We start from the raw sequence: 24849 nt of genomic DNA on the forward strand, positions 1-24849 counted from the left end.
CGGCGAGTCACCCGAGGGTGCCCTGCTCAGCGACCCGGGCCACGGCCGCTCGAATGGGTCCGGTGAGGTTGGCGATCAGCTCTCAAACACCTTCTTAGAGGCAGCAGGGGGGTTTGTGATCCTCTTCGGCCTCGGTTTAGTCATCGCCTACGTCGGCTATCAGCTTGTCAGGGGCGACAGCTTGAAGGATGCCTTATATTTCTTAAGCTTCTTTCACTGAATCACGTCCCATACAAAATTGACGGCGTACCCGCCGCCCTGAGCCTCAGCTCGGGCGACGGGTACTTGCTCAGTACGTGAGCGCCTGACACTGCGCCTTAGTCGCGGTCAGGAGACGACGGATGAGCCGTGCGAACCTGTTTTCCTCGATGCTCGGTTCGAGCGTCATGGATTCGAACGCGATACCGTGCCGGATGGTCAGCCACTCGTCACCACCTTCGACCTGGTTGATAAAGCACAGATCGCGGTAGTAGAACGCGGTGCCGATCGCCCAGTTGCCGTGCCCGATGTTCTCTTCCAGCTCCTCGACGCTGTAGCAGCCGACGAAGCTGTTCCGGGTGAACGGCGGGTCGTCAGCGGAACTGATCCACGGATTCTCGATGCCGAGCTTGTACCACTGCTCTCGCAGTTCGCGGTCCAGCTCGGCGACAACTCGGACTTCCCGAGCGCCCTCTTGCGTCTCGACCTGCTGCAAGGCGTAGCGGTACGCCTCCGTCCAGTCGATGAAACACCTCCGGGTCGTTCGTCCAGCGTGGGGCGCTGTCGGTCCAGAGTTGGACGCGGTAGTGCTCGCTGTTGAACAACAGGTCCGTGAGGTCCTGCGGAGCTGAGGTGTCGTCGCCGTGCCGGTTCGGCGGCCCAACGATCAGGGCCGGTCCCACGATGACGTCGCGGTTGCGGAACGCCGAGTTGTGCACCCACACGAGCGTCGTTGCTCGGTGGTTGACGCGCATCCGGTTCAGCTTGCCGGACTCATTGAGGTACATCCCCGCCGGCGGCCGTTCGAGACCGACGATCTGGAGGTTGCCTCCTGGCGTTCCCCCCGGGGGGAACGCCACCCGGAGACCGTTGACCCAGCCGTCTACGTCTGCCTCGGACCCGAGTTGCTTGTCATGGCCGTAGTCGCGGACGCCGTAGTACGGCGGACTGGTGATGATGGTGTCCACGGATGCGGCCGGAAGGTCCGCCAGACACTCGCGGACGTCCCCGATGAGGATGGTGTTGCAAGGCAAGCTCTTGGCGTCCGTTGATCGCGGGCCGCCTTGAAGATCACCTCCTGTTTGTGTAGGTGGTTGCATGGATGGGGTCTCTGTTTAGTTGTTGGGTGCCCCGACGCCCTGGTGAAGGGCGTCGGGGCGTGGTCGGGCCGCGTGGCCCTGACCAAGGGTGCCGGTTCCGTTCTAGCCTTGACCTGCGTGTTCCCGGACGTACCGGGCGAGCGCAGGGTTCAAGTTGAGTCCCCTCTGGGACACAGACCCTTGACCTATGAGGTCCTGGTCATCGCCTGCGGCGACCAGGACTTTTCGGTTTCCGGCTGATAGACGAGCCGCAGCCCAAGGCCGGTGTAGGTCTTCGTCTTACGCGGTGGGCCCGCCTGGGCGAGAATCCGGACCGGTTCGTCCTCGCCACCCGCGCTGCGGCCAAGCGGAAGGTCATCCGCTACATCGAGGGGTTCTCCAACCGGCGGTGCCTGTATTCGGCGCTTGGTTACCGGCCGCCCCTTGAGGGGCTCACCGAGCGTTACTCACACCCACGAGCCGCATGGCTACGCCCACAAGCCGACTGTCCGGAAAATCCTGGGTGCCCCAGTTCTGCAATGCCTTTGTCATTCATGTTCTCGATGCGAAGCGCAAGAATCTATTCCGGCCCCCTGAAGCACGCAATAGGACATACCTCACGGCTCGGTCAGTGCTTCAGGGCCTTGACGGAGAGCCCGCCCCTCACATACTGCTAGATCGCGGCGGCATGACGCTCGATTCGCAGACTAAGGTTGATCTTGAGTGCGCGACCGTGACATCACGGCAGGAGCAGGCGGAAGGCAGTGATCAGAGATATCAGACGCCCACCAAGACCGGATCACCGCAGTCGACCTGCAGACCAACCGGCCGCACTCGGCGCGGGTCTACGACTACATCATGGGTGGCAAGGACAACTTCGCCGCCGACCGGGACACCGCGGCCAAGGTGCTGGCCGACTGGCCCGGGCTGCGTACCTCGATGCTGGCCAACCGGGCCTGCATGCACCGGATGGCCCGTCATCTCACCGGCCTGGGGGTGCGGCAGTTCGTCGACGTCGGCACCGGCATCCCCTCATCGCCGAACCTGCACGAGGTGGTCCAGGAGACCGCGCCCGACGCGCGCGTCGTCTACGTCGACAACGACCTCATCGTGCTGCTGCACGCGCGCGCCCTGCTGACCGGCACACCCCAGGGGCGCATCGCCTACATCCAGGCCGACATGCACACCCCCGAGGCGCTTCTCCGCGACTCCACGCTCCATCAGGTGATCGACTTCTCCCAGCCGGTCGCGCTCACCGTGATAGCGATGCTCCAGTTCGTGGAGGACGCCCAGGGAGTGGTGGAGTCGCTCCTCGCACCGCTCCCCTCGGGCAGCCACCTCGCCATCACCATCCCCACCAACGAGCTCGCCCCCGAGTCGGAGCGTCTCGCCCGCGAGTACACCAGCAGAGGCATCCCCATGTACCTGCGCGGCCGCGCCGAGGTGGAACGCCTGTTCACCGGCCTGGAACTGCTCGACCCGGGGATCGTCCCGATGCCCCGCTGGCACCCCGGCCCCGACGAGCGGCCTCTCCCGGACACCGCCACCAACATGTACGCCGCGGTGGGCCGTAAACCATAGGGGGCGACGACGGCACCGAGACGCCGTGCCGGAAGAAACCTCGACGCGCCCCCGTCACTCGATCCCTGGGAGACGACCGCGATCCAGGTGACGGTGAATCCCCAAGCGGCCGGGCCGTGCGAAGCCGCGCGAACAGGGGGGCTTCGCACGGCCCGGCCGCGCGTCGTCACGGGTCGTGACGGGTCAGATGGTCCTCCGGGGTGCGCCGGAGGATCGGGCCGAGGCGCACTCGATCACCCGTACGCACCACTCGGACCTCGACGGCGCCACGCCGGCCCACGCATTCGATCACGACCTCGTCGGGGGACGCGGCGCCGATCACCGTGGCCCGGCCGACGGGAGCGATCAGTTCACCGAGGCGGGCGAGCTCCTCGACCACCTGCCGCGGGGTCGTGTCCCCGGTGGGGCCGATATGCCCGGGCCAGTCCGGTCGTCCACCGGCCAGAGCCTCGGCGACGACCTCGACCACCGGGGCGAGCTCCGGCGAGGGGTCCGGCACCGCGTCGACCCGCAGGCGCTGGACCATCGCCGGCACGGTCGGGGTCAGCCACGCCTCGTGACGGATCCGCCCATGCTCGGCGGGGCGCCACCACACGAGATGTCCCGGAGTCGTGGCGCTCAGCCGCTCGGCCGGGCCGGTGGGTGATCCGGCCCGCCGGCGCACCTCGCCGAGCGCCGCCAGGCGTGCCTCGGCCGGCTCGTCCTGGAAGAGGGTCGGTGAGAAGACCGGATCGCGCACCGCGAAGTCGTCCCCGTCAACGAGGCGATCGATCACCCGCCGCGCCTCATGCACGACCGGCCACGACACGACGGTGCGTGACGGAGGAGCGATCGTGGCGAGGACCTGGCGTAGTGCCGCGTCCGCCGGCTCCCAGACAGGGCAGTAGCGGGCGTTGCCGAAGGCCACAACCCCCACACCGGTCTCCCGGTGCCACCGCATGTGCGAGCCGAAACCGGGGTAGCCGCCGATATGGTGGACGAACTCCCCCCACCTGGGGTCGTACTCGACGAACAGGCCGTAGCCGTAGCCGGACAGCCCCCAGGGGAACTCCCCGGTGCGCACGGCGGGCAGACCGTGCTCGTCCACGGACACCAGCGGGGTGATCGCCCGGCACTGTTGCTGCATGGCCCGGCGAGTGGCCCTGGACAGCGGGTGGCCGTCCTCGGGCTCGTCACGGGCGGGGAACGCGCTCGCCAGGCCGTGAACCCAGACGGCGAGGTCCTCGACCGTGCTGAGCAGGCCGCCGATGGCCGAGAACATGCCCGGAGCCGTGAATGCCTGGGGCTCCCAGTGATCACCGGCACGGTGATGGCCGGTGGCCAGCCGCTCCCCGGTCACGTCCCGGTGGTCGTACGTCGTCGAGGTCATCCCGAGAGGATCAAGAAACCGGTCGGACACGAACTGCGGAAACCGTCGCCCGGTCAGCGACTCGACCACCTGGCCGAGGAAGACGTAGCCGAGGTTGGCGTATTCGAAGCGGGTGCCGGGGGCCGCCGTGTATCCGATCCCGGCGGACAGCAGCGCGCCGAGCGACTCCTCGGTCAGCTCCTCCTGCCGGTCCGCCCAGGCGTCGTCGGTGGGGAGCCCGGCGCTCATCGTCAGGCAGTCCGCGACGGTGATCGGCGGGGAGTCACGGGTGGCCCGCGGCAACCGCGCGAGCATCGGGACGTGCCGTCCAACAGGGTCGTCGAGCCTGAGCACCCCCTCGTCCCGCAGCGCGAGGACGGCGGCCGCCGTGAAACTCTTGCTCAGCGACGCGATGCGGAAGACCGTGGCCGGCCCCGGTGTCCCCGGGGATTCGAGACCGGCCAGGCCGTACCCGCCTCCGTGGACGACTCGGCCACCGTGGACGATCCCGTAGGCCACACCGGGAGCACGGGCACCGTCGGCGTGGAATCGCGCGAAGATCTCGTCGACAGCGGCGAAGTCGACGGCGTCGAAGCCGGCGGACGCGCGGTGGGCCGTGGCCTGGGCCCGAGCCTCGTTCACAGGTCTCTCCTCCGTCATCTCTGCGAGGTGTGCGGGGTCTGCCTCGTGCTCCCCGGCGGCTGCGCCGATTCCTTCCCCTCGTCGTAGAGGACCGGGTCGAGGACGAGCATGTGGGTGCGCGCGCGGGGCCGCAGGTAGAGGACGTAGTACAGGACCGCGACGAGGACCAGTCCTCCGGCGACCGCGAGGTCGGCCGGCGCCTGCTGGGTGATCACGCCGATGGACATGACGATCGCGACGATCGGCGCGAGCGGCCACAGGGGCATGCGGTAGGGCCGGTCCTGGTCCGGCCGCCGCACGCGGTCGACGATCGCCGACGTCGCAACGAGGATGAACTCGACGGCGAGGACCGCTCCCACCCAGGTGGTCAGAGTCACGACATCGGTCACGAGGATGAGGAGCGCGCCGGCGACCCCCACGACGATCGTGGCGACCCACGGAGTGCCGTACTTGGGGTGCACCTTGGCCAGTGATCGGCTCACCGGCCGTGGCCAGGCCATGTCCCGCCCGGAGCTGTAGAGGATCCGCGCGAAGAACGGCATCAGGGCGATGACCGCGTTGAGAACGGCGACCGCGATACCGAGGCTGATGATCGTGTTGAAGGTGTCGCCCCCGATGGCGGTCAGGAAGTACTGCCACGGGTTGTCGCTTGCAACAAGCCCGGGGATCGAGGGCGCGCCGAGGATGGCCGCGGCCACGGGAAGCACCTCGCACGCGATGGCCACGCCGAGCGCGATGAAGACCGCGCGCGCGACGTTCTTCCGATCCCCGACCGTCTCCTCCGAGTAGAGCAGCGCTCCCTGGAAGCCGTTGTAGGCGAAGCTCGCGACCGCGATGCCGGCGATCAGCGCGCCGAAGGTCAGGGGCTGAGCGGCCCCGTTCCCGAACACCTCGGGGCTGAAGAGCACCGACACGTCGCGATTCGCCTTGACGAACCCGAGGGCGGTCACGAGCACGACGGCAACCAACTCGATGACGAGGAGCACCGCCACCGCGAGGGCGTTCAGCCGCACCCCGAACACCGCGATCCCCATGCCGCCGAGAAGGATGATCGCACCGAGGACGTTGGCGTCGACGTCGATGACGACCCGCAGGTATTCGGCCATGCCGAGGGCGACGACGGCGGGGATGAGCACCGCCTGCACCGGTCCGCTCAGGAGCAGGGAGACGAAGCCGGCTCCCCGGCCGAGGATCCGGGAGACGAAGGTGTAGTCGCCGCCGGCGATCGGGTAGGCGCTGCCGAGCTCGGCCCAGCAGAAGGCGAGAGAGAGCCCGAGGAGGGCGGCGACGACGAAGGTCAGCGGGGCGCCGGTCCCGTTCAGGCTGAACAGGACCGGCGCGATGATGAAGGCCCCGGTCGCCGGGGTGACCGCCGAAACCACGAGAGAGACGTTCTCCCACAGTTTGAGGTCTCTCTTGAGTTCCTGGGTGTACCGCTGTCGTGCGGGCGCGCTCATGCGTATCGACTCCTTTCGTGACGGCTCACAGCGTCGCGGGCCGTGTCGAGGCACGGCGGTCGGCGTGGAGGCGAGCCTCGCATGCCCCGCCGTTGATGTCAACGGTGTTGACATCAACGGCGTTGACAACTATGTTTCCCCAGCTAGATGTCGTCGTCCCTCACGTGCTGCCTCGCTCAGCACAGCCCAGTGAGGAGAAATGGGATGCTGTGCTGCATGAGTCGAGACACAGCCCCTTCACCCCCGGCCGAGACGCGTCGTGGAACTCGCCTGGACCGTGCGATGATCCTGCGCGCGGCGCAGCGGGTCTGCGACGAGGAGGGGCTGGCCGCTCTGACGCTACGGCGCCTCGGCCGGGAGCTGGGCGTGGACGCGACCGCGATGTACCGGCACTTCGCGTCGAAGGCCGACCTGCTCTCGGCGCTCATCGACGACCTGTTCCTTCGTGAGGTCCGCCCGCCGGAGCCCGAGCGCGCCTGGCGCGACAACCTGCGGGACATCATCGTCGACTGGTGGAAGCTCTACCGGCGTCACGAGGGGCTGTCCCAGGCGATGGCCGGACAGCCCGACGACGAGCCGCAACTGTTCCACATCACGGAGTGGACCGTCCGTGAACTCATGCGTGCCGGCATCCCCCAGGACCAGCTTGGCCTGTTCTATCAGACGATCTACAACTTCACCGTCGGAAACGGGCTCGTGGCGGCCTTCTCCCCGTGGTTGACGGTGGCGGAGCTACGGGACGAGCAGCGGCGCGTGTACGCCGCGCTCGACCCCGCCCGCTTCCCCAGCGCGGCCACGGCCGCGCCGTTCATCTACCCCGAGAACGAGAAGGTCTTCCTCTTCTCCGTGGAACTCATCCTCGACGCCGTCGAGGCGAAGGGGGGCGGCGCGGAATGTGAGAATTGACAGGCTCACGCCTCCCGAAAGAGAGTCCCGCATCCGCCGCTCGCACAGCCCGCGGAACAGCGGCCCGCCCAGCCGATACCGTCGCCACAAACCCCTCACCTTGAAATGCGGCGGACACCAATCTCCGTAACCGAACCGGAATTGACACCTCATCCCATGACGTGCCGAAAACGACCGCCGCCTGGAATGAAAAGCATCCTGCGCGGAATCGACCGCTCCCGATCACGCCGACGATAGGTTCGTGGCGGAACAGGGCGAGCTCCGGCGATCCGGAGATCCGGCTTTCCTCCGCGGCAACCAGGGCGGTTCGGTCGTGCGAGCCTTACACGGTCCGCGGAAACGCCGTCCCCGGAGGGGGAGGGCCGCGGTGGTCGATGAGCCGTCCGCGAGCCGATGAAGGGGATGAGTCACATGGATCCGATGAAACGCGCGGGGGTTCTCAAGCCGATGCTCGTGGAGTTCGCCCTGTCGGACCGCTTCGAGCGAGAGCTCTCCGCGGTGTTCGAGCGAGAGTTTCCCGGCGGCGTCGTCCACGACGAGAGCATCCTGTCCATGGTCATCGATCACTTCGTCCTTCAGCACGGACTGATCGGCGGTGACACCGTGGTCGACCGGTTCGTGTCGGCCCACCCGGAGCTGAGCGCCGAGGATCGGGACATGCTCCTCGGCTGGAAGGACGTCGTCGAGGGGGTCTTCGAGGTCAAGCGGAAGAACGGGGACGCGCTAACCCTGTTCAACCTCGTTGACGAGCTCACCTATGACACCCGCTCCAACGTCGGCAGAAAGGCGTTCCGCTCGATCACGACAGGTATGTTCCTCATCGGCCGCGCTGTTCCCCTTGGAAGCGGCTGGATGCTCAGCGGGAATCCCGCGGCCTTCCCCGCCGGGAGTCGCGACGTCATGATCGGCCAGGCCGCGGAGCTGGTGATGAGGAATCCCGAGGCGGTGTTCCGCAATCCGGACAAGCTCTCCGCGGCCCGCCGCATGCTGGCCGAGCAGCGGGAGATATTCATCGAGCTGTACCGCGAGGATCTCATCGTGGTGCCCGGCTGGGAGCTGGACGAGCACATGAACGCGTTCTGGAGTGCGGTCGCCGCCAAGGCGCAGCCCGGGGCCCAGCCGTCACAGCGGGTCATCTCCGACTTCACAGCCGAGACGACGGAGGCCGACACCGTGGCGATCCACTTCGATCCGGACACGGGACTGAGCCTCTACCACGATTTCAGGCTGCTGGAAGATGCCTTCGCCAACCCCGCTCTGATCGCCCGCCGGCGTTACCGTGAGACCCTCACCGACTACCTGCACGAGGACACCATCTCCCCGGTCCCCATCAGGCGCCTGGCGGAGCGCGATCCCGGCAAGGCGAGCGCGGTCTTCCAGAAGCTGCTCAAGAAGCGGGACTTCAGCTGGGAGACGCATGGAGAAGCCCTGCTGCGCAAGCACAAGGCCCGCCACTTCGACGCTCCGCGACTGCCCGGTAACGTTCCCGTCAGCGACGAGATGGCGAAACACCTGCGCGATCTGAACCCTTGATCGCCGACCGGGCCGGGATGACCCGGATCAATTCCTGTCCTGTGGTTTGTCGACGACCCCTTGACCACGCGCACCAGCCCCGCCGCTTTGCTCCACTCCACGATCAGCCGCAGCCGGGGAAGCTCGTCACTCGACGTGGCCCTGAAGACTCTGTCACCGATCTGGGGATCGATCTCGTCGTCGATCCCCAGGAGGACGAGCAGCGCGCGAGCGTGATCCGCCCGGTCTGCGTGAGCTTGCGCCCCTGTCCCACCCACTCGGTGAACGCCCGCACCCACCGGACAGGCATCGGCTGATCGGCCTGCGCCGTCACTGTCACCTCCAGCCCCAATCGAGATCAGCGTACGGCGATCCCGTGAGGACGCGAGCCGGCAGGCGCGCCCGCCCGGCCACGATTCCCTCTCGGACAGCTATCTCCACTCTCCGCGGTTCCACCGGCGACGGCGCGTCCGCGCCCGGCGGAGACACCCGGCCAGGCCCTCGATCAGGCGGCTTTGACGTCATCTCGCGAGGGTGACGGACCTGTCGGCGCTCTCGGGTAATCGTCCGTGCCTATTACTGGTATCTGAGGATGGTTCTTCCTCAGCCGCGAGCCGATGTGTCTACTTGCTTGGAGCGCTGTTGGTCAGGGCCGCAACCTGATCCTCCCGGCGAGCCGAGTTTGCGGTTCCGGACACTAGGAGAGAACGTGATGCGAACAAAGAGGTTCAGCACTGCTGTCGCGCTGACGACGGGAGTGGCGCTGGGCATCGCCGGATGTGGCGGAGAGGCCAAGAGCCCCGCCTCCGGCGCGGATACGTCCGCACCCGCGGCCGGGGGCACGCTGCATGTGTTGAACGTGTCGTCCGCGCCGAGTTTGGACCCGCAGCGCAACACCGACGCGAAGGTCTTCGGGTTCGCCAGCCGGACGATCTGGCGTTCGCTGACCGCGCTCGCGCCCGGAACCGGTGAACTCGTGGGCGACCTGGCGACCGACACCGGCAAGGTCTCCCAGGACGGCAAGACCTGGACGTTCACGCTGCGTGACGGCCCCGCCTGGCAGGACGGCAAGCCGGTCGCGTGCGAGGACGTCAAGTACGGCATCTCGCGGACCTTCGCGACCGACCAGATCACCGGGGGGTCGTCGTACGCGATCAAGTACCTCGACATCCCGAAGGACGACAAGGGCAAGAGCGTCTACGTCGGCCCGTACAAGAAGACCGGGCAGGAACTCTTCGACAAGGCCGTCACCTGTGACGGCAAGACGATCGTGTTCCATCTGAAGGGGCCGCGGTTCGACTTCAACCAGACGCTCACCACCAGCGCGTTCCAGGCGTACCGCGCCGACCAGGACAAGGGCGCCAAGTCGACGTACACCGTCTTCTCAAGCGGCCCCTACATGCTGAAGGGCGACTGGAGGAGCGACAAGGGCGGGACCTTCGTCCGCAACCCGTCCTGGAAGGCCGACTCCGATCCGGTCCGCAAGGCGTATCCGGACGAGATCGTCTTTGAGGAGGGACTGGCGGAGAACACCCCGTCCCAGCGCATCATCGCCGACGCCGGCGACGACAAGCACGCCGTCACCTACACGCCCGCCTCGCCGGCGCAGGCGCCGCAGATCGTCGGGGACCCCCGGGTCAAGGACCGCACCGCCTTCATCGACGGCACCGGGGTCGACTTCCTGCTGCCGAACTACAAGAGCCCGGTGATGAGTGACGCGAAGGTCCGCCAGGCCCTGGCGATGTCCACCGACCGAGGCGCGTACGCCCAGGCGTACGGCGGCGCGACGATGTACCCGCCGACCTTCGACATCCTCTACAGCGGCCTGATCGCGCATTCGGACTCCAGCCCGTTCGGCAACCCGCTGAACGGCGACCTGGTGGAGGCGAAGAAGGTCCTTGAGTCGACGGGCCGGTCCCTTCCGGTGCCCATCACCGTCACGTACATGAAGAACTCCACCTCCGACAAGGCCTTCGGCGCGCTGGCGCAGGGCTGGCAGCAGGCCGGCTTCGAGGTCAAGCTCAACGGCATCAGCCAGAACTACTACTCGGCCATCGCCGCCCCGAGCATGGCGACCCAGACGGATGTCGTCTGGACCACCTGGGGCACCGGCTGGCCGTCCGCGTCAACGGTGCTGTCGCCGACGTTCGACAGCCGGACCAACCTCTCGCCGGCCGGCTCCGGCCTGGACAACGGCTACTTCGACAACGACGCCATCAACCAGGAGATGGACGCGGCCTCGCTGATCGTGGACTTCAAGGAGCGCGAGGCCGCCTGGGGCACGATCTCGCAGAAGATCGCGAAGGACGGCGGCTACATCGCGCTCACGCAGAAGCGGTACATGTTCCCCGCCGGTTCCGGGGTGAAGCTGACCAGCTACAAGGGTGGCGGCATCGTCGGGCAGATCGACCTGGCTGCGACCTCGGTTCGATGACGCGGCAGCGAGACAGCGGACCTCGCGCGATGACGAGACTGCTACGGTCCCCCTGGCCGCCGGTCGGCACATTCGAGGGACGCACCACGCGGAAGGCGGGGCACTGACATGACATCCACCCCTCCCGTCGCCGCCGTGAGCCAGACGGCCCCGGAGGGTGGGTCGGACCAGGCCAAAACCGCCATCCACGGACGGAGCCGGGGGCAGCTCGCACTGGCGAGGTTGCGGCGGGACAAGGTAACCCTGACCGCCCTGGTGATATGCGCGGCGTTGCTCCTCGTCGCCGCCATATCGCCGGTGCTGAGTCACTGGGGGGTCATCGACCCCCTCCGCAACAACCCGCACCTGGTCACCGAGGTGGGCTCGCTGCCCAACGGCCCCGGGGGCGGTATGAGCTGGCAGCACTGGATGGGCGTCGAGCCCGGAACGGGCCGGGACCTGCTGTCCCGGATCGTCGCCGGGCTCACCATCTCGCTGACGGTCGCGGTCCTGGCGAGCCTCCTGACCGTCGTCATGGGGACCTGCCTGGGAATCATCGCCGGAATCAGCAAGGGCAAGACCGATTGGGCGATCAGCCGGCTCATGGACATCGTGCTGAGCTTCCCCCAGTTGCTGATGCTCCTGAGCCTGGCGCCCATTCTCGTCGGGGTCATGCATCAGCGTCTTCACCTGCCGGAGGGAACGCCGTCGCAGATCGGGTTCATGGTTTTGGTCCTCGGCTGCTTCGGCTGGCCGCAGATCGCCCGTATCGTGCGCGGCCAGGTCCTCTCCCTGCGTGAGCAGGAGTTCATCGAGGCCGCGCGGTCGCTCGGCGCGAGGCGGGCTCAGCTGTACTTCAAGGAGATCCTGCCCCATCTGTGGGCGCCGATCCTCGTCTACGTCACCCTCGTCATGCCGCAGTACATCGCGGCCGAGGCCACGCTCGGCTTCCTCGGAGTGGGTATCCAGGCGCCGACGCCGTCGCTCGGCTCGTTGCTCAACGACTCGGTCACCTACGCCGTGGTCGATCCGGCCTACTTCATCTTTCCCGGAGCGACCTTGGCTGTGGTCGTGCTGGCGTTCAACCTGCTCGGCGACGGGCTGCGCGATGTGCTGGATCCGAAGGGGGGAACCCGTGCGTGAGGGCGGGGTTCGCAGACAGCGGCGATCCGGTCGGCGATCCGCCGCCATGGTTCAGGTGATTGGGGTGAGTGGCGGCCACTGAGCCGTCGTCGACACAATGGTCTTCTTCGTAATCCGCAGGCTCCTCGCCATCGGCGTGATGCTGGTGGTCACCAGCGTGGTCACCTTCCTGCTCTTCTTCGCCGCGCCCACCGATCCGGCCGCGTTGACCTGCGGCCGGGAGTGCACGCCGGACCTGATCGACGCCAACCGGCACGCCATGGGCCTGGACAAGCCGATCCATGTCCAGTACGGCGACTTCGTCAAAGGGCTCTTCGCCGGGCGGGACTTCCCGGACGACCCGGTGCAGAAGGCCCAGGCGCCCGAGACCATCGTGCACTGCGAGGCGCCCTGCCTGGGCTACTCGTTCCTCCGCCAGGCACCGGTGACGGAGCTTGTCACGCAGGCCCTGCCGGTCACGGTGTCGCTGGCTGCCGGCGCGTTCGTCCTGTGGATGCTGATCGGTGTCCTCGCCGGGTGCGTGGCGGCGCTGTACAAGGGCCGTTGGCTGGACCGGCTGATCGTAGGCGGTGCGCTACTGGGCTATTCGCTGCCGACGTTCTTCATCGGGCTGCTGCTGCTCACGTTCGTCTCGATCCGGTGGGCGATCCTGCCGATCCCGAGCTACACGCCGTTTCTCGACAACCCCCTGCAGTGGGCCGCCGGGCTGGTGATGCCGTGGACGGCGCTCGCCGTCGTCTTCGCCGCGGCCTATGTCCGGCTCACCCGGGCGTACATGATCGAGTCTCTGTCGGAGGATTACGTCCGTACCGCGCGAGCCAAGGGTGTGCGCGAGCCGCGGGTCATCGTCAAGCACGGGCTGCGCGTCGCCCTCACCCCGATCGTGACCATGGCCGGGCTCGACCTCGGCGGACTGCTGGGCGGCATGGTCGTCACCGAGCAGGTGTTCGGGTTCAACGGTCTCGGCAAGCTGGCGGTCCAGTCGGTGACCAATGTCGACCTGCCCACCATCGTGGCGGTGGTCCTCGTCGCCGCGGCCGCTTACACCATCGCCAACCTGGTGGTCGACATCCTCTACGGGGTTATCGATCCGCGCGTCCGACTGAAATGAGAGACCCCCATGACGGCACTCACCAGGCAGCAGGAGCAGGGCGCGACGACGCCGGAGCAGGCACCCCTGCTCGATGTCAGGGACCTGCGAGTACACTTCCCGACGGCCGACGGGGTGGTGCGCTCGGTCGACGGCGTGAGCTTCAGCGTCGCCAAGGGCGAGACGCTGAGCATCGTCGGCGAGTCGGGCTCGGGAAAGTCCGTGACCGCGCAGGCGATCCTCGGGCTGCACCGGCGCGGCCGGGGCGTGGTCTCCGGGCAGATCATGCTCGACGGCACGGATCTGATGACGATCGACGACGAGTCCATGCGCCGGCTACGCGGCGATCATGTGGCGATGGTCTTCCAGGACCCGCTCTCCGCCTTCCACCCGTACTACCGCATCGGCAGCCAGATCGTGGAGGCGATCCACTCGCACCGGCAGATCTCCGGGGAGAGTGCGCGGACGCTCGCCGTCGAGATGCTGGACATGGTCGGCATCCCCAATCCGAAGGCGCGATTCGACCAGTATCCGCATGAGTTCTCCGGCGGTATGCGGCAGCGGGCGATGATCGCCATGGCGCTGGTGAACGAGCCCAAGCTGCTCATCGCCGACGAGCCGACCACCGCGCTCGACGTCACCGTGCAGGCGCAGATCCTCAGCCTCATGCGCGATCTGCAGACCGAGCTCGGTACCGCGAACATCGTCATCACCCACGACCTCGGTGTCGTCGCGAACATCGCCGACCGAGTGATGATCATGTATGCCGGCAAGGTCGCCGAGACGGGCTCGGTCGGCGAGATCTTCGCCGCGCCCGAGCACCCCTACACCTGGGGGTTGCTCGGGTCCGCCCCGCGACTGGATCTTCCCCGGCTGGAACGGCTCGCCGCGATCCCGGGCAGCCCGCCGTCGCTGATCAACGTTCCGCCGGGCTGCTCCTTCCACCCCAGGTGCGCGTTCCGCGACGACCGGCTCGGCTGCGGCTCGACCGTCCCTGAGCTCAAGGCGAGCACCGGTACGCATCCGGTCAGATGCCACCTGCCCGGCGACCGCCGACGAGTACTGTTCGCCGACCCCGCCGACCCCGCCGACCCCGCCGACGCCCCCGGCGATTCCGGCGATTCCGGCGGCCTCGGCGATCCCGACGGCGACCCCGCCGACCTCGGCGGCGTCGGCGGCCTCGGCGACGACGGCCCCGGCGGCGTCGGGGGATCGTCGATCGCCACCCTGTCGATCACGGCGTCGGCCGAGCCGGGCGCGGCGGTCGACGCCACGCCGCTCCTGCGGGTCACCAACCTCCAGAAGTACTATCCGCAGTACACCCGCAAGCTGTTGCGCCGTGCCGCGCCACCGGTGCGCGCCGTCGACGGCATCACCTTCGACGTCCGCGCCGGTGAGACCCTGGGCCTGGTCGGCGAGTCCGGCTGCGGCAAGTCGACGGCCGGGCGCGCGATGCTGCGCCTGCTTGAGCCGACCGGCGGAACGGTCGAGTTCAAGGGCGAGGACATCACCCGGCTGGACGGGCAGCGGCTGCGCCGGCTCCGTCGCCACATGCAGATGGTCTTCCAGGATCCGTTCGGCTCACTCAACGGCCGCCAGACCGTCGGAGCGATCATCGCGACACCGTTCAAGATCCAGGGAATCAGTCCGGAGGGCGGCATCCGTCACGCGGTGCGCGAACTGATGGACCGGGTGGGGCTGAACCCCGAGCACTACAACCGCTTCCCGCACGAGTTCTCCGGAGGTCAGCGGCAGCGCGTCGGCGTGGCCCGGGCGATCGCCCTCAAGCCGGACCTGATCGTGTGCGACGAGCCGGTCTCGGCGCTCGACGCGTCCATCCAGGCGCAGGTGATCAACCTTCTGAAGGATCTTCAGGAGGAGTCCGGCGTCGCCTACGTGTTCATCGCGCACGACCTGTCGGTGGTGCGCCACATCGCCGACCGCATCGCGGTCATGTACCTCGGACGGGTCATGGAGGAGGCGCCGTGGGACGTGCTGTGCGAGCGGCCGCTGCACCCCTACACGCACGCCCTGCTCTCGGCGGTGCCGATTCCCGACCCCGAGCACGAGGCCCGCCGCGAGCGCATTCTGCTCTCCCGCGACCTGCCCAGCCCGCAGAATCCGCCGTCCGGCTGCGTGTTCCGGACGCGCTGCCTGGAGGCGCGGGAACGCTGTGCCGCGGAGGTGCCCGAGCGGCGCGAGCTGCGGCCGGGCCACTTCGTGGCCTGCCACTTCCCGCACGAGGCGACCGCGGTCCTCACCGGACGACCGTAGCCGTCGCCCCGCAGGCGCCGCCGGCGCCGACGTACCCACACGACAACGAGGAGGATGTGCCCCATGCAGGCAACCCAGCGGACGCTCGATCTGGCCGAGAGGTTCTTGCCGGACGTGGTCCGCCTGCGCCGCGCGCTGCACCAGGTGCCCGAGCTGGACCTCGACCTGCCGAAGTCGCAGGCGTTGCTGCTCGACGCGCTGGCCGACCTCGACCTGGAGATCACTCTCGGTGAGGGCCTGTCCTCGATCACCGCCGTCCTGCGCGGGGGGCGCGGACCGGGTCCGGTCGTGCTGCTCCGCGGCGACATGGACGCGTTGCCCGTCGTGGAGGCGACCGGCCTGCCGTACGCGTCCACGCACGAAGGCCGGATGCACGCCTGCGGCCACGATCTGCACGCCGCCGGTCTCGTGGGTGCCGCCAGGATCCTGCACGGTATGCGGGACGACCTCCGCGGCGACGTGGTCTTCATGTTCCAGCCGGGAGAGGAGCAGTCCGGCGGGGCGGTGCCGATGCTTGAGCAGGGCCTGCTCACCGCGGCCGGCCGGCCGGTCGACGCCTGTTACAGCGTCCACGTCCACTCGGCCGGGCTGCCGTTCGGCGTCTTCCGCAGCCGTCCCGGGATCATCAACGCCCACAACGAGGAGTTCGTCGTCCGTGTCATCGGCGCCGGTGGCCACGCGTCCTCGCCGTGGCGGGTACTCGACCCGTTGCCGGCGGCCTGCGAGATGGTGCTGGCGATGCAGACGCGGATCACGCGGTCGATCGACATCTTCGATCCGGCCGTGTTGACGATCGGGCGCTTCCTCGGTGGCACGAAGGACAACGTCATCCCCGACGTGGTCGAGTTCGGTGGAACGATCCGCTGCTTCTCCGACAGCGCCCTGGCGAAGGTCCGGGAGATCGTCGACGGCTGCGCGAAGGGCATAGCCGAGGCGCACGGCCTAAAGGTCGCCGTCGAGCGGATTCCCGGGTATCCGGCGTGCGTGAACGACGTCGAGGAGTTCGAGCACGCCCGGCAGACCGTTGTCGACCTGTTCGGTGAGGACCGGTTCCAGCGCTCCGTCAACCCGTCCGGCAGCGGCGACGACTTCGCCTACGTCATGCGGCAGGTGCCCGGCGCGTACTTCGGCGTCGGCGCCTGCGCGAGCGCGGACCCGGAGACCGCGGCCGCCGGCCACTCCCCGCGAGCGGTCTTCGACGACGCGATCCTGCGCGACACGTCCGCGTTCCTCGCCGAGCTGGCGATCCGCCGCCTGGCCCGCGGCTGAAGCCCGGTGTCCGACAGGTGATCACGGCCCCCCTCTACCCCGGGCGGAATCCTCGACGCCCGGTTCCCGTACGCGTACCGTCGCCGACGGTAAACAAGGAGCTCACCCGATGGGTATAGGAAAACTTCCGGACTTTCCCTGGGATCTGCTGGTCCCCGCACGCAGGAAGGCCGAGGCCCATCCGGACGGGCTGGTGGATCTCTCGATCGGCACGCCGGTGGATCCGACGCCGGCCGTCGTCCAGGAGGCGCTCAAGGCGCACTCCGACGCGGCTCCGTATCCCATGGCCTCGGGCTCGGCCGACCTGCGCCGGGCCATCGTCGGATGGTGCGAGCGGAGAAGGAACGTCGTAGGGCTCGGCCCCGAGGCGGTGCTTCCGACCATCGGGAGCAAGGAGCTCGTCGCCTGGCTTCCGACGATGCTGGGCATCGGCGCGGGCGACATCGTGGGGGTCCCGCCCGTGGCCTACCCGAGCTATCTGGTCGGCTCGGAGATCGCGGGTGCCGAGGTGCGCCTCCTCGGGCCGCCGTCGACGCTCGACTCCCTCGGGGAGAAGGGGAGGGTGAGGCTCATCTGGCTCAACACGCCCGGCAATCCCCACGGTGAGGTCCATGACGTGGCGTACCTGCGACAGGTCGTCGAGTGGGCGCGCGCCAACGACGTCGTCGTCGCCAGCGACGAGTGCTACGCCGAGCTGGACTGGCGAGACGGAGGCCACGCCAGGGCCACCCCGAGCATTCTCGACGCCGAGGTCTGCGGTGGGAGCCACGAGAACCTGCTGATGGTCTACTCGCTCTCCAAGCAGTCGAACCTCGCCGGCTATCGGGCGGGGCTGGTGGCCGGCGACCCCGCGCTGATCGCCCGAGTGCTCCAGGTGCGAAAGCACACGGGCATGATGATGCCGACCCCGGTACAGCACGCGATGGCGGCCGCCCTCTCCGACGACGAGCACGTGCGGGCGCAGCGCGCGGTCTACGGCCGGCGCCGGGAGAGGCTCCTCGCGGCGGCCGGCCGTGCCGGCCTGCGCGTCGAGCACTCCGACGCCGGGCTCTACCTCTGGGCCACCCGTGACGAGGACTGCTGGGTGACCTCGTCCGACCTCGCCGAGAAGGGCATCCTCGTGGCCCCCGGGGCCATCTACGGACCCAGCTGTGCCCGGCATGTGCGGATCGCGCTGACCGCGACGGACGAGCGCGTCGACGCGGCCTGTGAGCGGCTGTGAAGGGAGCGTCCCGGTCCCGCCGCCCGCCGGAACCGGCCGCAGTGATCGCGATCATCGCCGTCCACGGACATCAGCGCGTCTGATGGCCGTCATAGGGAGATTCGTCTTCCTGCGGCCCTCGACGAGGGGATTCAATGGTCGGCAAGGTCGCCGAACGTAAACCGAGGGAAAGTATGAGCTACCAGATCCGCCGTTGGGTCAGCCACGTCGACGAGGTCGTCCACGACGGACATGAGCCCTCCGGGCTGCCCCTCGTCAAGGCCGCCGTCGGAGTCGTCTTCGTCAACCCGTACGCGGGCCGTCGCGACAAGGACCTTTCAGCGCTCATCGACCCGAGCCCCTGGCTGGGCCGCGAACTGGGCCGCCGCGCCCAGGCGCTGCTCGGAGGCCGGCCGATCGAGAGCTTCGGCAAGGGCGGTGTCGCGGGGCTCGCCGGCGAGCAGGAGCACGCCGTCGCCTGTGTGACCTCCCTCTTCGGTGACGCCCTGCGGGAGAGCGTCGGCGGTGGCCTCGCGTGGATCTCGTCGGTCACCAAGGTGGCCGCGGCCGGCGTGAGCATCGACATCCCCCTGGCGCACAAGGACGCGCTCTACGTCCGCAGCCACTACGACGCCGTCACGCTCACGGTTCCGGACGGGCCGAAGCCGGACGAGATCCTCATCTGCGCCGCGGTGTCCACCGGTGGCCGTGTCCATGAGCGCTCCGGCGGTCCCACCGCGGTCAACCTCGTCGGTGACGGGCTCCGATGAGCCCCGCCGTACCGCGTCACGCGGAGGAGACCTGGGTCCCGGGCACGCCGGTCGACGCCTCGTGGGTCGGCGACCACGAGTGGGGCCTCGTCCTGGGGGGCGCGACGGTGCCGGCCCTCAGCGGACGGACCTACGACAAGGTGAGCCCGGTCACGGGCGAGGTCGTGTGCCGGATCCCCGACGGCGGTCGCGACGACGTCGACCGCGCGGTCGACGCCGGTCTCAAGGCCGCGGCGGAGTGGAGGTCCGTCACCGTCCAGGAACGCGCCCGGCTTGTCCTGCGGCTCGCCGCCGTCGCCCGTGACCATCGGCGCGAGCTCGCCGTGCTCGACGCCGTCGACGTGGGCAACACCGTCTCGTCGATGGTTCCCGACGTCGAGTTCGGCATCGAGGTCATGGAGTTCATGGCCGGGGCCGCCACCCACCTCGGCGGCAGTACGCTGCCGGCCACGTCGAGCCACCTCCACTACACCCTCCGGGAGCCGTTCGGGGTCGTCGCGCGCATCGTCGCCTTCAACCATCCGGTCAGCTTCGCCCTCCAGAAGATCGCGGCCCCGCTCATCGCCGGCAACGCCGTCATCCTCAAGCCGTCGGACGCCAGCCCGCTCTCCGCGTTGCGGATGGGTGAGCTGTTCGCGCCCCACCTGCCCGCGGGGCTGCTCAGCGTCCTCGTCGGCCAGGGGCTTGAGGTGCCTCGGGCGATCGTCCGGCACCCCGAGATCCGCCGGATCGGGTTCATCGGCAGCGAGGCCACCGGGCGGGCGATCCAGCGCGAGGCGGCCGAGGTCGCGGTCAAGGACATCACCCTGGAGCTCGGCGGCAAGAACGCGATCATCGTCTGTCCCGACGTCGACCTCGCCGCCGCGGCGGAGGGGGTCGTCAAGGGCATGAACTTCCGCGGCTGGCAGAGCCAGTCGTGCAGCTCGACCTCCCGTCTTCTCGTCCACGAGTCCATCGCGGACGAGCTCGTCGAGAGGATCCGGGTCCTGTCCGAGCAGGTCGCCGTCGGAGACCCCCTCGACCCCGGAACGCAGATGGGGACGCTGGCCACCGAGGGCCAGTACCTCAAGACGATCTCCTACATCGACTCGGCCCGCGAGGAGGGCGCGACCCTCGTCACCGGTGGTCACCGCCCCGCCGGCGTCACCGGTGACGCGGGCCACTTCATCGCGCCGACGGTCTTCGACCATGTGACGCCGCGGATGCGGATCGCCCGCGAGGAGATCTTCGGCCCCGTCCTGTCGGTGATCCGGTGGTCCGACCTCGACGAGGCCGTCGAGATCGCCAACGCGGTCGACTACGGCCTGACCGGCGCGATCTGGACGCGGGACATCACGGTGGCCCATCGGGTCGCCCAGCGTCTTGAGGTCGGCTACGTCTGGGTCAACGACGCCGCGACGCACTTCGCGGGCACGCCTTTCGGCGGTTTCCAGAACTCCGGCATCGGCCGGGAGGAGAGCGTCGAGGAAGTCGTGAGCTACACCCGCCAGAAGACCGTCCACGTCGCGCTGGGGCGCTGAGTCCTCCCGCCGACACCTCTACGCGCGCAGAACGGAGTACGAACAGTGACCACCAAGGAACTTGAGACCGTGAGGATCGTCCGCGAGGGCGACGGAATCGCCTGGGTCTCGATCAACCGGCCGGAGAAGCGCAACGCGATGAGCCCGCAGGTCCACCGCGACATGTCGGCCGCCTTCGACGAGCTTGAGCTCGACGCCGAGACCAAGGTCGTCGTCATCCACGGCGAGGGGGGCGTCTTCTCGGCCGGTCAGGACCTCAAGGACTCCTTCCGGGGGCTTGAGAACGACGCGACGGAGCGCTACCTCCAGGAGCAGAAATTCTGGAAGTGGCGGTGGGAGCGCCTCTGGAACTTCCCGAAGGTCACCATCGCGATGGTCGACGGCTGGTGCGTCGGCGGCGCCTTCACCCACCTCATCGGCTGCGACTTCGCCATCACCTCCGAGGAGGCGCAGTACAGCCTCTCCGAGGTGAACTGGGGCATCATCCCCGGCGGGATGGTCAGCCGCGCGGTCGTCGAGGCGATGGGCTACCGCGACGGCATGTACTACTGCATGACGGGTGAGCGCTTCCACGGGCGGCGCGCGGTCGAACTCGGTCTGGCCAACTTCGCCGTCCCGGCGGCCGACCTCCGGCCCCGCACCCAGGAGTTCGCCGAGATGATGATGGCGAAGAACCAGGCCGTCGTGAACGCCACGAAGCAGGTCTACCGCGCGCTCCGGCGCGGCATGGACTTCGACCAGTCGCTTGACTACATGGCGGCCAAGTTCGTCCAGCTCAAGGCGACGGACCCCCAGAACGGCTACCGGACGGGGCTGTCGCAGTTCATCGACGAGAAGTCGTACCGGCCCGCGCACGAGCCGTACCCGAATCCTGACCAGAGCCAGGCCGGCCAGTCGGTATGAGAGGCGCCATACACGTCGGCGGGATTTCGCCGACGAGGACGGCGTCTGGGCGCGTGTGCGAGCCCACGACGCCGGAAAGGGTTTGAGGATGAGTGCTGGTGGCCCGCTGGCGGGGATCACAATCGTCGAGATCGGCCGGTTCATCACGGCGCCGTACGCGGCGATGCTGCTCGGCGACCTCGGTGCGACCGTCGTCAAGGTCGAACCCGTCACCGGCGGCGACCCGTTCCGCCAGGCCGGTGAGCCCGGGATCTCGGCCCGGTTCCTGGCGTACAACCGGAACAAGCAGTCCATCGGTCTCGACCTGGCCGCCGACGACGGTCGCGTCGTCCTTTGCCGCCTTCTCGGCGACGCCGACGTTCTCATCGAGAACTTCCGGCCCGGGGTCATGGCCGGCTTCGGGCTCGACTACGACCGGGTGGCCGGGGAGCACCCCGGTCTGGTCTACTGCTCGATCACCGGGGCCGGTCCCGACGGGCCCGCCGCCTCGCTCCCGATGTACGACGCCATCGGCCAGGGCCTGTCCGGGCTCATGGCCCAGCTGTCGGAGATCGAGTATCCCCAGCCGGTCGGGCCGGCGCTGTCGGACAGCATCACCGGGATGACAGCCGCGCTGGCGATTCAGGCCGCCCTCGTCGAGCGGTCCCGCACGGGGCGAGGCCAGTACGTCCAGACGTCGATGATCGAGGCCACGGTGAGTTTCCTCGCCGAGCCCGCGGCGCACTACTTCAGGACGGGCGAGGAGCAGGACTGGCTGACGAGACCCCGTCAGTCCCAGTCGTTCGGCTTCCGCGCCGGGGACGGGCGTCCGTTCGTGATCCATCTGTCGTCCCCCCTGAAGTTCTGGCACCGGCTCCTGGCCGTCGTCGAACGGCCGGAACTCGACGGCGACCCGCGTTTCTCCACCTATGCCCGGCGTGTGAAGAACTACCGCGAGCTGCGGGAGGAGCTGTCCACGTCGTTCGCGGGGGCGGGCCGGGACCACTGGCTGAAGCGGTTCGCCGAGGAGGACGTCCCCGCCGCCCCGGTCCTCACGACGAGTGAGACCTTCGAACACGACCAGGTCCGGCACCTGGGACTTGAGGTCACCCTCGACGGCCCGGACGGGCTGCGGGTGGCCGGGCGGGGAGCCCGCCTGACCTCCACTCCGGGCAGGCTGCGCCAGCCGCCGGCGTTCGGCGCCGACACCGACGCCGTACTGGGGCGTCTCGGCTACTCCGCCGCCGAGGTCGCCGGCCTGCGGGCCGCCGCGGTGGTCGGCTGATGACCGCCGTGAAGATCGGAGATCGGGTCGTGATCGGTGAGGCCGACTTCCCCGAGTCCGCGCGCCGGCTGCGCCTGGAGGTCCGGGCCTTCCTCACCAGAGCCCGGGCCGACGGCCGGTACACGCCGTCGTGCGACGCGTGGCACGTCGGCTTCGACCCCGGCTTCAGCGCCGAGCTGGGGTCGCGTGGATGGCTCGGGGTCAGCTGGCCGAAGGAGGCCGGCGGCCAGGGCGGATCGGCGCTCGACCGCTTCGTCGTGACCGAGGAACTGCTCGCGGCGGGTGCGCCCGTCGCGGCCCACTGGGTCTCCGACCGGCAGACCGGGCCGGCGCTCCTCCGGTACGGGTCCCGAAAGCAGCGGGAAACCCTCCTGCCGGAGATGGCGGCCGGTCGCCTGTTCTTCGCCCTGGGACTGAGTGAGCCCGGCAGCGGATCGGACCTCGCGAGCGTCCGGACGAAGGCCACCCGCTGCGACGGCGGATGGGTGCTTCAGGGCTCGAAGATCTGGACGAGCCATGCGCATCGGTGCCAGTTCGTCATGGTGCTGGCCCGGACGAGTGGTCGGCACGGGGACCGGCACCGCGGCCTGAGCCAGCTCATCGTCGACCTCGCCGCCCCGGGTGTCGACATCCGTCCGATCCGCATCCTCGACGGCAGCCACCACTTCAACGAGGTCTTCTTCGACGACGTCTTCGTCCCGGACGGGATGCTCCTCGGAAACGAGGGGGAGGGCTGGGCGCAGCTCCGCGCCGAGCTGGCCCTCGAACGCAGCGGCCCGGAGCGCTTCATGAGCAACTATCCGCTGCTCGAAGCGCTCGCCCGGGAGGTCGCCAAGCACGGTGACCCTCAGGCGGAGCAGACCTTCGGCGAGCTCATGGCGGAGTTCACGACCCTGCGCCGCCTGTCGGCCGGTGTGGCCGCCGAGGTGGACTCGGGACGGAGTCCCACGCTGATGAGCGCGCTCGTCAAGGACCTCGGGACCCAGTTCGAACATAAGATTCCCGACGCCGTCCGGAGGGCGGTCCCCGCGCACCGCCGCACGATCGAGACGGATCTTGGACGAGCTCTGCGTGACGCCGTCCTTTTCGGGCCCGGCATGAAGTTCCGGGGAGGAACGAACGAGATCCTGCGGGAGATCGTGGCGAAGGAGCTGGGACTGTGAGCGACGCGGAGGAACTGGCGGGCGTCGTCGGCGACCTGCTGGCTGAGCGGCTCGGACCCGACACGGTCCGCGACCTCGGACGGACGTGGGCCGCCGACCTGTGGGGCGAGCTTGAGGGTCTCGGCATGACGACGGTCGACGTCCCCGAGCGCCTCGGCGGCGGGGGCGGGACGACCGCCGAGGCGCTGACGGTCGTCCGGGTCGCCGGCTACCACAACGCCCCGATCCCGCTCGCCGAGTCCGCCTTCGTCGGCGGCTGGTTGAAGTCGCGGGCCGGTCTTCCGGTCTCGGAGGGGCCGTCGGGAACAGCCCTCTGCCGGAACAGGTCCGTCTACCTCGACGACTCCGACGGCCGGCCGCGGCTCACCGGCACGGTGGCGGTCCCGTGGGGGCGTCACGCCCGCGAGCTCCTCGTCGTCCTTGAGGAGGGTGACGCCACCCAGCTCGCGGTCGTCGATCCGGCCGCGGCCGGGGCCGCCCTCACCTGGACGCACGGGAGCAACGTCGCCGGCGAACCGCGGGACGAGGTGCGGCTGACCGGAGCCGTGTGCCGTGAGGTCCACGACCTCCCCGGCGTGAGCATCGAGGACGCTCACGCCCGGGCGGCGCTCGGCCGGGCCGCGCTCATGGTCGGGGCCCTCGAACGGGTCGTCGATCTGTCGCTCGGCCACGTCACCGTCCGCGAGCAGTTCGGACGGCCGCTGGCGAGGTTCCAGGTCATCGCGCACTATCTCGCCACGATGACGACCCAGCTGGTCGCGGCCCGTGCGTCCCTGGAGGGCGCGGCGCGCGCCGCTGAGGAGTCCGCGCCCCACGAGGTCGACTCCATGGCCGTCGCCGCCGCCAAGACGCGCGCCGGTGCGAGCGCGGAGGTCATCACCCTGCTGGGCCACCAGGTGCACGGGGCGATCGGGACGACCGAGGAGCACGAGCTGGGTCTCAGCTCCCGTCGTCTGTGGGCCTGGCGCGACGAGGACGGAGACGAGCAGTACTGGTCAGGGGTGCTCGGGCGCCAGCTCGCCTCTCGCGCCTACGGCTCCGGGCTGTGGCCGGTCCTCGCCCCGGTCTGACCGGGGCGGGGCGCGAGGAGAACCGGAGAGAACCACACGGGAAGAG

The 24849-nt window shown here is 69.0% G+C and carries 19 protein-coding genes and 1 pseudogene; 16 read left to right on the forward strand and 4 right to left on the reverse strand.

Annotated features, from left to right (window positions below; genetic code table 11):
• A partial coding sequence (locus ABZ194_RS24470) for a hypothetical protein (protein ID WP_355599337.1) occupies positions 1-220 on the forward strand: 220 nt, incomplete at its 5' end.
• Between the two features lie 69 nt (positions 221-289).
• Here ABZ194_RS24470 and ABZ194_RS24475 read toward each other — a convergent pair.
• A complete protein-coding gene (locus ABZ194_RS24475; RefSeq protein WP_355599338.1) occupies positions 290-694 on the reverse strand; it encodes a hypothetical protein in 405 nt (134 codons plus the stop codon).
• Between the two features lie 136 nt (positions 695-830).
• Positions 831-1298: pseudogene (locus ABZ194_RS24480) on the reverse strand (hypothetical protein); the annotation flags it as partial.
• A 792-nt stretch (positions 1299-2090) separates the two neighbouring features.
• Between ABZ194_RS24480 and ABZ194_RS24485 the strand changes: the two are divergent.
• Positions 2091-2858, forward strand: coding sequence for an SAM-dependent methyltransferase (locus ABZ194_RS24485; RefSeq protein ID WP_355599378.1), 768 nt, complete (start codon positions 2091-2093; stop codon positions 2856-2858).
• A 166-nt stretch (positions 2859-3024) separates the two neighbouring features.
• Here ABZ194_RS24485 and ABZ194_RS24490 read toward each other — a convergent pair whose 3' ends face one another.
• The gene (locus ABZ194_RS24490; RefSeq protein ID WP_355599339.1) at positions 3025-4848 is read right to left on the reverse strand and encodes a serine hydrolase domain-containing protein; all 1824 of its coding nucleotides are present in this window, start codon (positions 4846-4848) and stop codon (positions 3025-3027) included.
• 14 nt (positions 4849-4862) lie between these two features.
• Complete coding sequence (locus ABZ194_RS24495; RefSeq protein WP_355599340.1) at positions 4863-6305, reverse strand: APC family permease; 1443 nt, start codon at positions 6303-6305, stop codon at positions 4863-4865.
• Between the two features lie 282 nt (positions 6306-6587).
• Here ABZ194_RS24495 and ABZ194_RS24500 point away from each other — a divergent pair, with 282 nt between their 5' ends.
• The 14 genes from ABZ194_RS24500 (at position 6588) to ABZ194_RS24565 (ending at position 24803) form a co-directional block, all read left to right on the forward strand.
• Positions 6588-7211 (forward strand): TetR/AcrR family transcriptional regulator, encoded by a 624-nt coding sequence (locus ABZ194_RS24500; protein WP_355599341.1) that lies wholly within the window; start codon positions 6588-6590, stop codon positions 7209-7211.
• A gap of 411 nt (positions 7212-7622) precedes the next feature.
• Positions 7623-8744 carry a hypothetical protein gene (locus ABZ194_RS24505; RefSeq protein ID WP_355599342.1) on the forward strand — a complete coding sequence of 374 codons (1122 nt, stop codon included), beginning with the start codon at positions 7623-7625 and terminating at the stop codon, positions 8742-8744.
• A 691-nt stretch (positions 8745-9435) separates the two neighbouring features.
• Positions 9436-11157: an ABC transporter substrate-binding protein gene (locus tag ABZ194_RS24510; protein ID WP_355599379.1), complete on the forward strand. Its 1722-nt coding sequence runs from the start codon at positions 9436-9438 to the stop codon at positions 11155-11157.
• 108 nt (positions 11158-11265) lie between these two features.
• Positions 11266-12279: an ABC transporter permease gene (locus tag ABZ194_RS24515; RefSeq protein WP_355599343.1), complete on the forward strand. Its 1014-nt coding sequence runs from the start codon at positions 11266-11268 to the stop codon at positions 12277-12279.
• Between the two features lie 97 nt (positions 12280-12376).
• Positions 12377-13390, forward strand: coding sequence for an ABC transporter permease (locus ABZ194_RS24520; RefSeq protein ID WP_355599344.1), 1014 nt, complete (start codon positions 12377-12379; stop codon positions 13388-13390).
• 9 nt (positions 13391-13399) lie between these two features.
• Complete coding sequence (locus tag ABZ194_RS24525; RefSeq protein WP_355599345.1) at positions 13400-15643, forward strand: ABC transporter ATP-binding protein; 2244 nt, start codon at positions 13400-13402, stop codon at positions 15641-15643.
• A gap of 63 nt (positions 15644-15706) precedes the next feature.
• Positions 15707-16912 carry a M20 family metallopeptidase gene (locus ABZ194_RS24530; protein ID WP_355599346.1) on the forward strand — a complete coding sequence of 402 codons (1206 nt, stop codon included), beginning with the start codon at positions 15707-15709 and terminating at the stop codon, positions 16910-16912.
• 109 nt (positions 16913-17021) lie between these two features.
• On the forward strand, positions 17022-18134 hold the full coding sequence (gene dapC, locus ABZ194_RS24535; RefSeq protein WP_355599347.1) for a succinyldiaminopimelate transaminase: 1113 nt from the start codon (positions 17022-17024) through the stop codon (positions 18132-18134).
• A gap of 173 nt (positions 18135-18307) precedes the next feature.
• The gene (locus ABZ194_RS24540) at positions 18308-18883 is read left to right on the forward strand and encodes an amino acid synthesis family protein (RefSeq protein WP_355599348.1); all 576 of its coding nucleotides are present in this window, start codon (positions 18308-18310) and stop codon (positions 18881-18883) included.
• On the forward strand, positions 18880-20403 hold the full coding sequence (locus tag ABZ194_RS24545) for an aldehyde dehydrogenase family protein (RefSeq protein WP_355599349.1): 1524 nt from the start codon (positions 18880-18882) through the stop codon (positions 20401-20403). Before ABZ194_RS24540 ends, ABZ194_RS24545 begins: the two co-directional genes overlap by 4 nt.
• Positions 20404-20448: 45 nt before the next feature.
• A complete protein-coding gene (locus tag ABZ194_RS24550; RefSeq protein WP_355599350.1) occupies positions 20449-21306 on the forward strand; it encodes a p-hydroxycinnamoyl CoA hydratase/lyase in 858 nt (285 codons plus the stop codon).
• An 88-nt stretch (positions 21307-21394) separates the two neighbouring features.
• Positions 21395-22570 (forward strand): CaiB/BaiF CoA-transferase family protein, encoded by a 1176-nt coding sequence (locus ABZ194_RS24555; protein WP_355599351.1) that lies wholly within the window; start codon positions 21395-21397, stop codon positions 22568-22570.
• Positions 22570-23733: an acyl-CoA dehydrogenase family protein gene (locus ABZ194_RS24560; RefSeq protein ID WP_355599352.1), complete on the forward strand. Its 1164-nt coding sequence runs from the start codon at positions 22570-22572 to the stop codon at positions 23731-23733. Before ABZ194_RS24555 ends, ABZ194_RS24560 begins: the two co-directional genes overlap by 1 nt.
• Positions 23730-24803, forward strand: coding sequence for an acyl-CoA dehydrogenase (locus ABZ194_RS24565; RefSeq protein ID WP_355599353.1), 1074 nt, complete (start codon positions 23730-23732; stop codon positions 24801-24803). The genes ABZ194_RS24560 and ABZ194_RS24565 overlap by 4 nt, the downstream gene beginning before the upstream one ends.
• The last annotated feature ends 46 nt before the right edge of the window (positions 24804-24849 follow it).

This window comes from Streptosporangium sp. NPDC006007, from assembly GCF_040614315.1.
Classification (GTDB): domain Bacteria; phylum Actinomycetota; class Actinomycetes; order Streptosporangiales; family Streptosporangiaceae; genus Streptosporangium.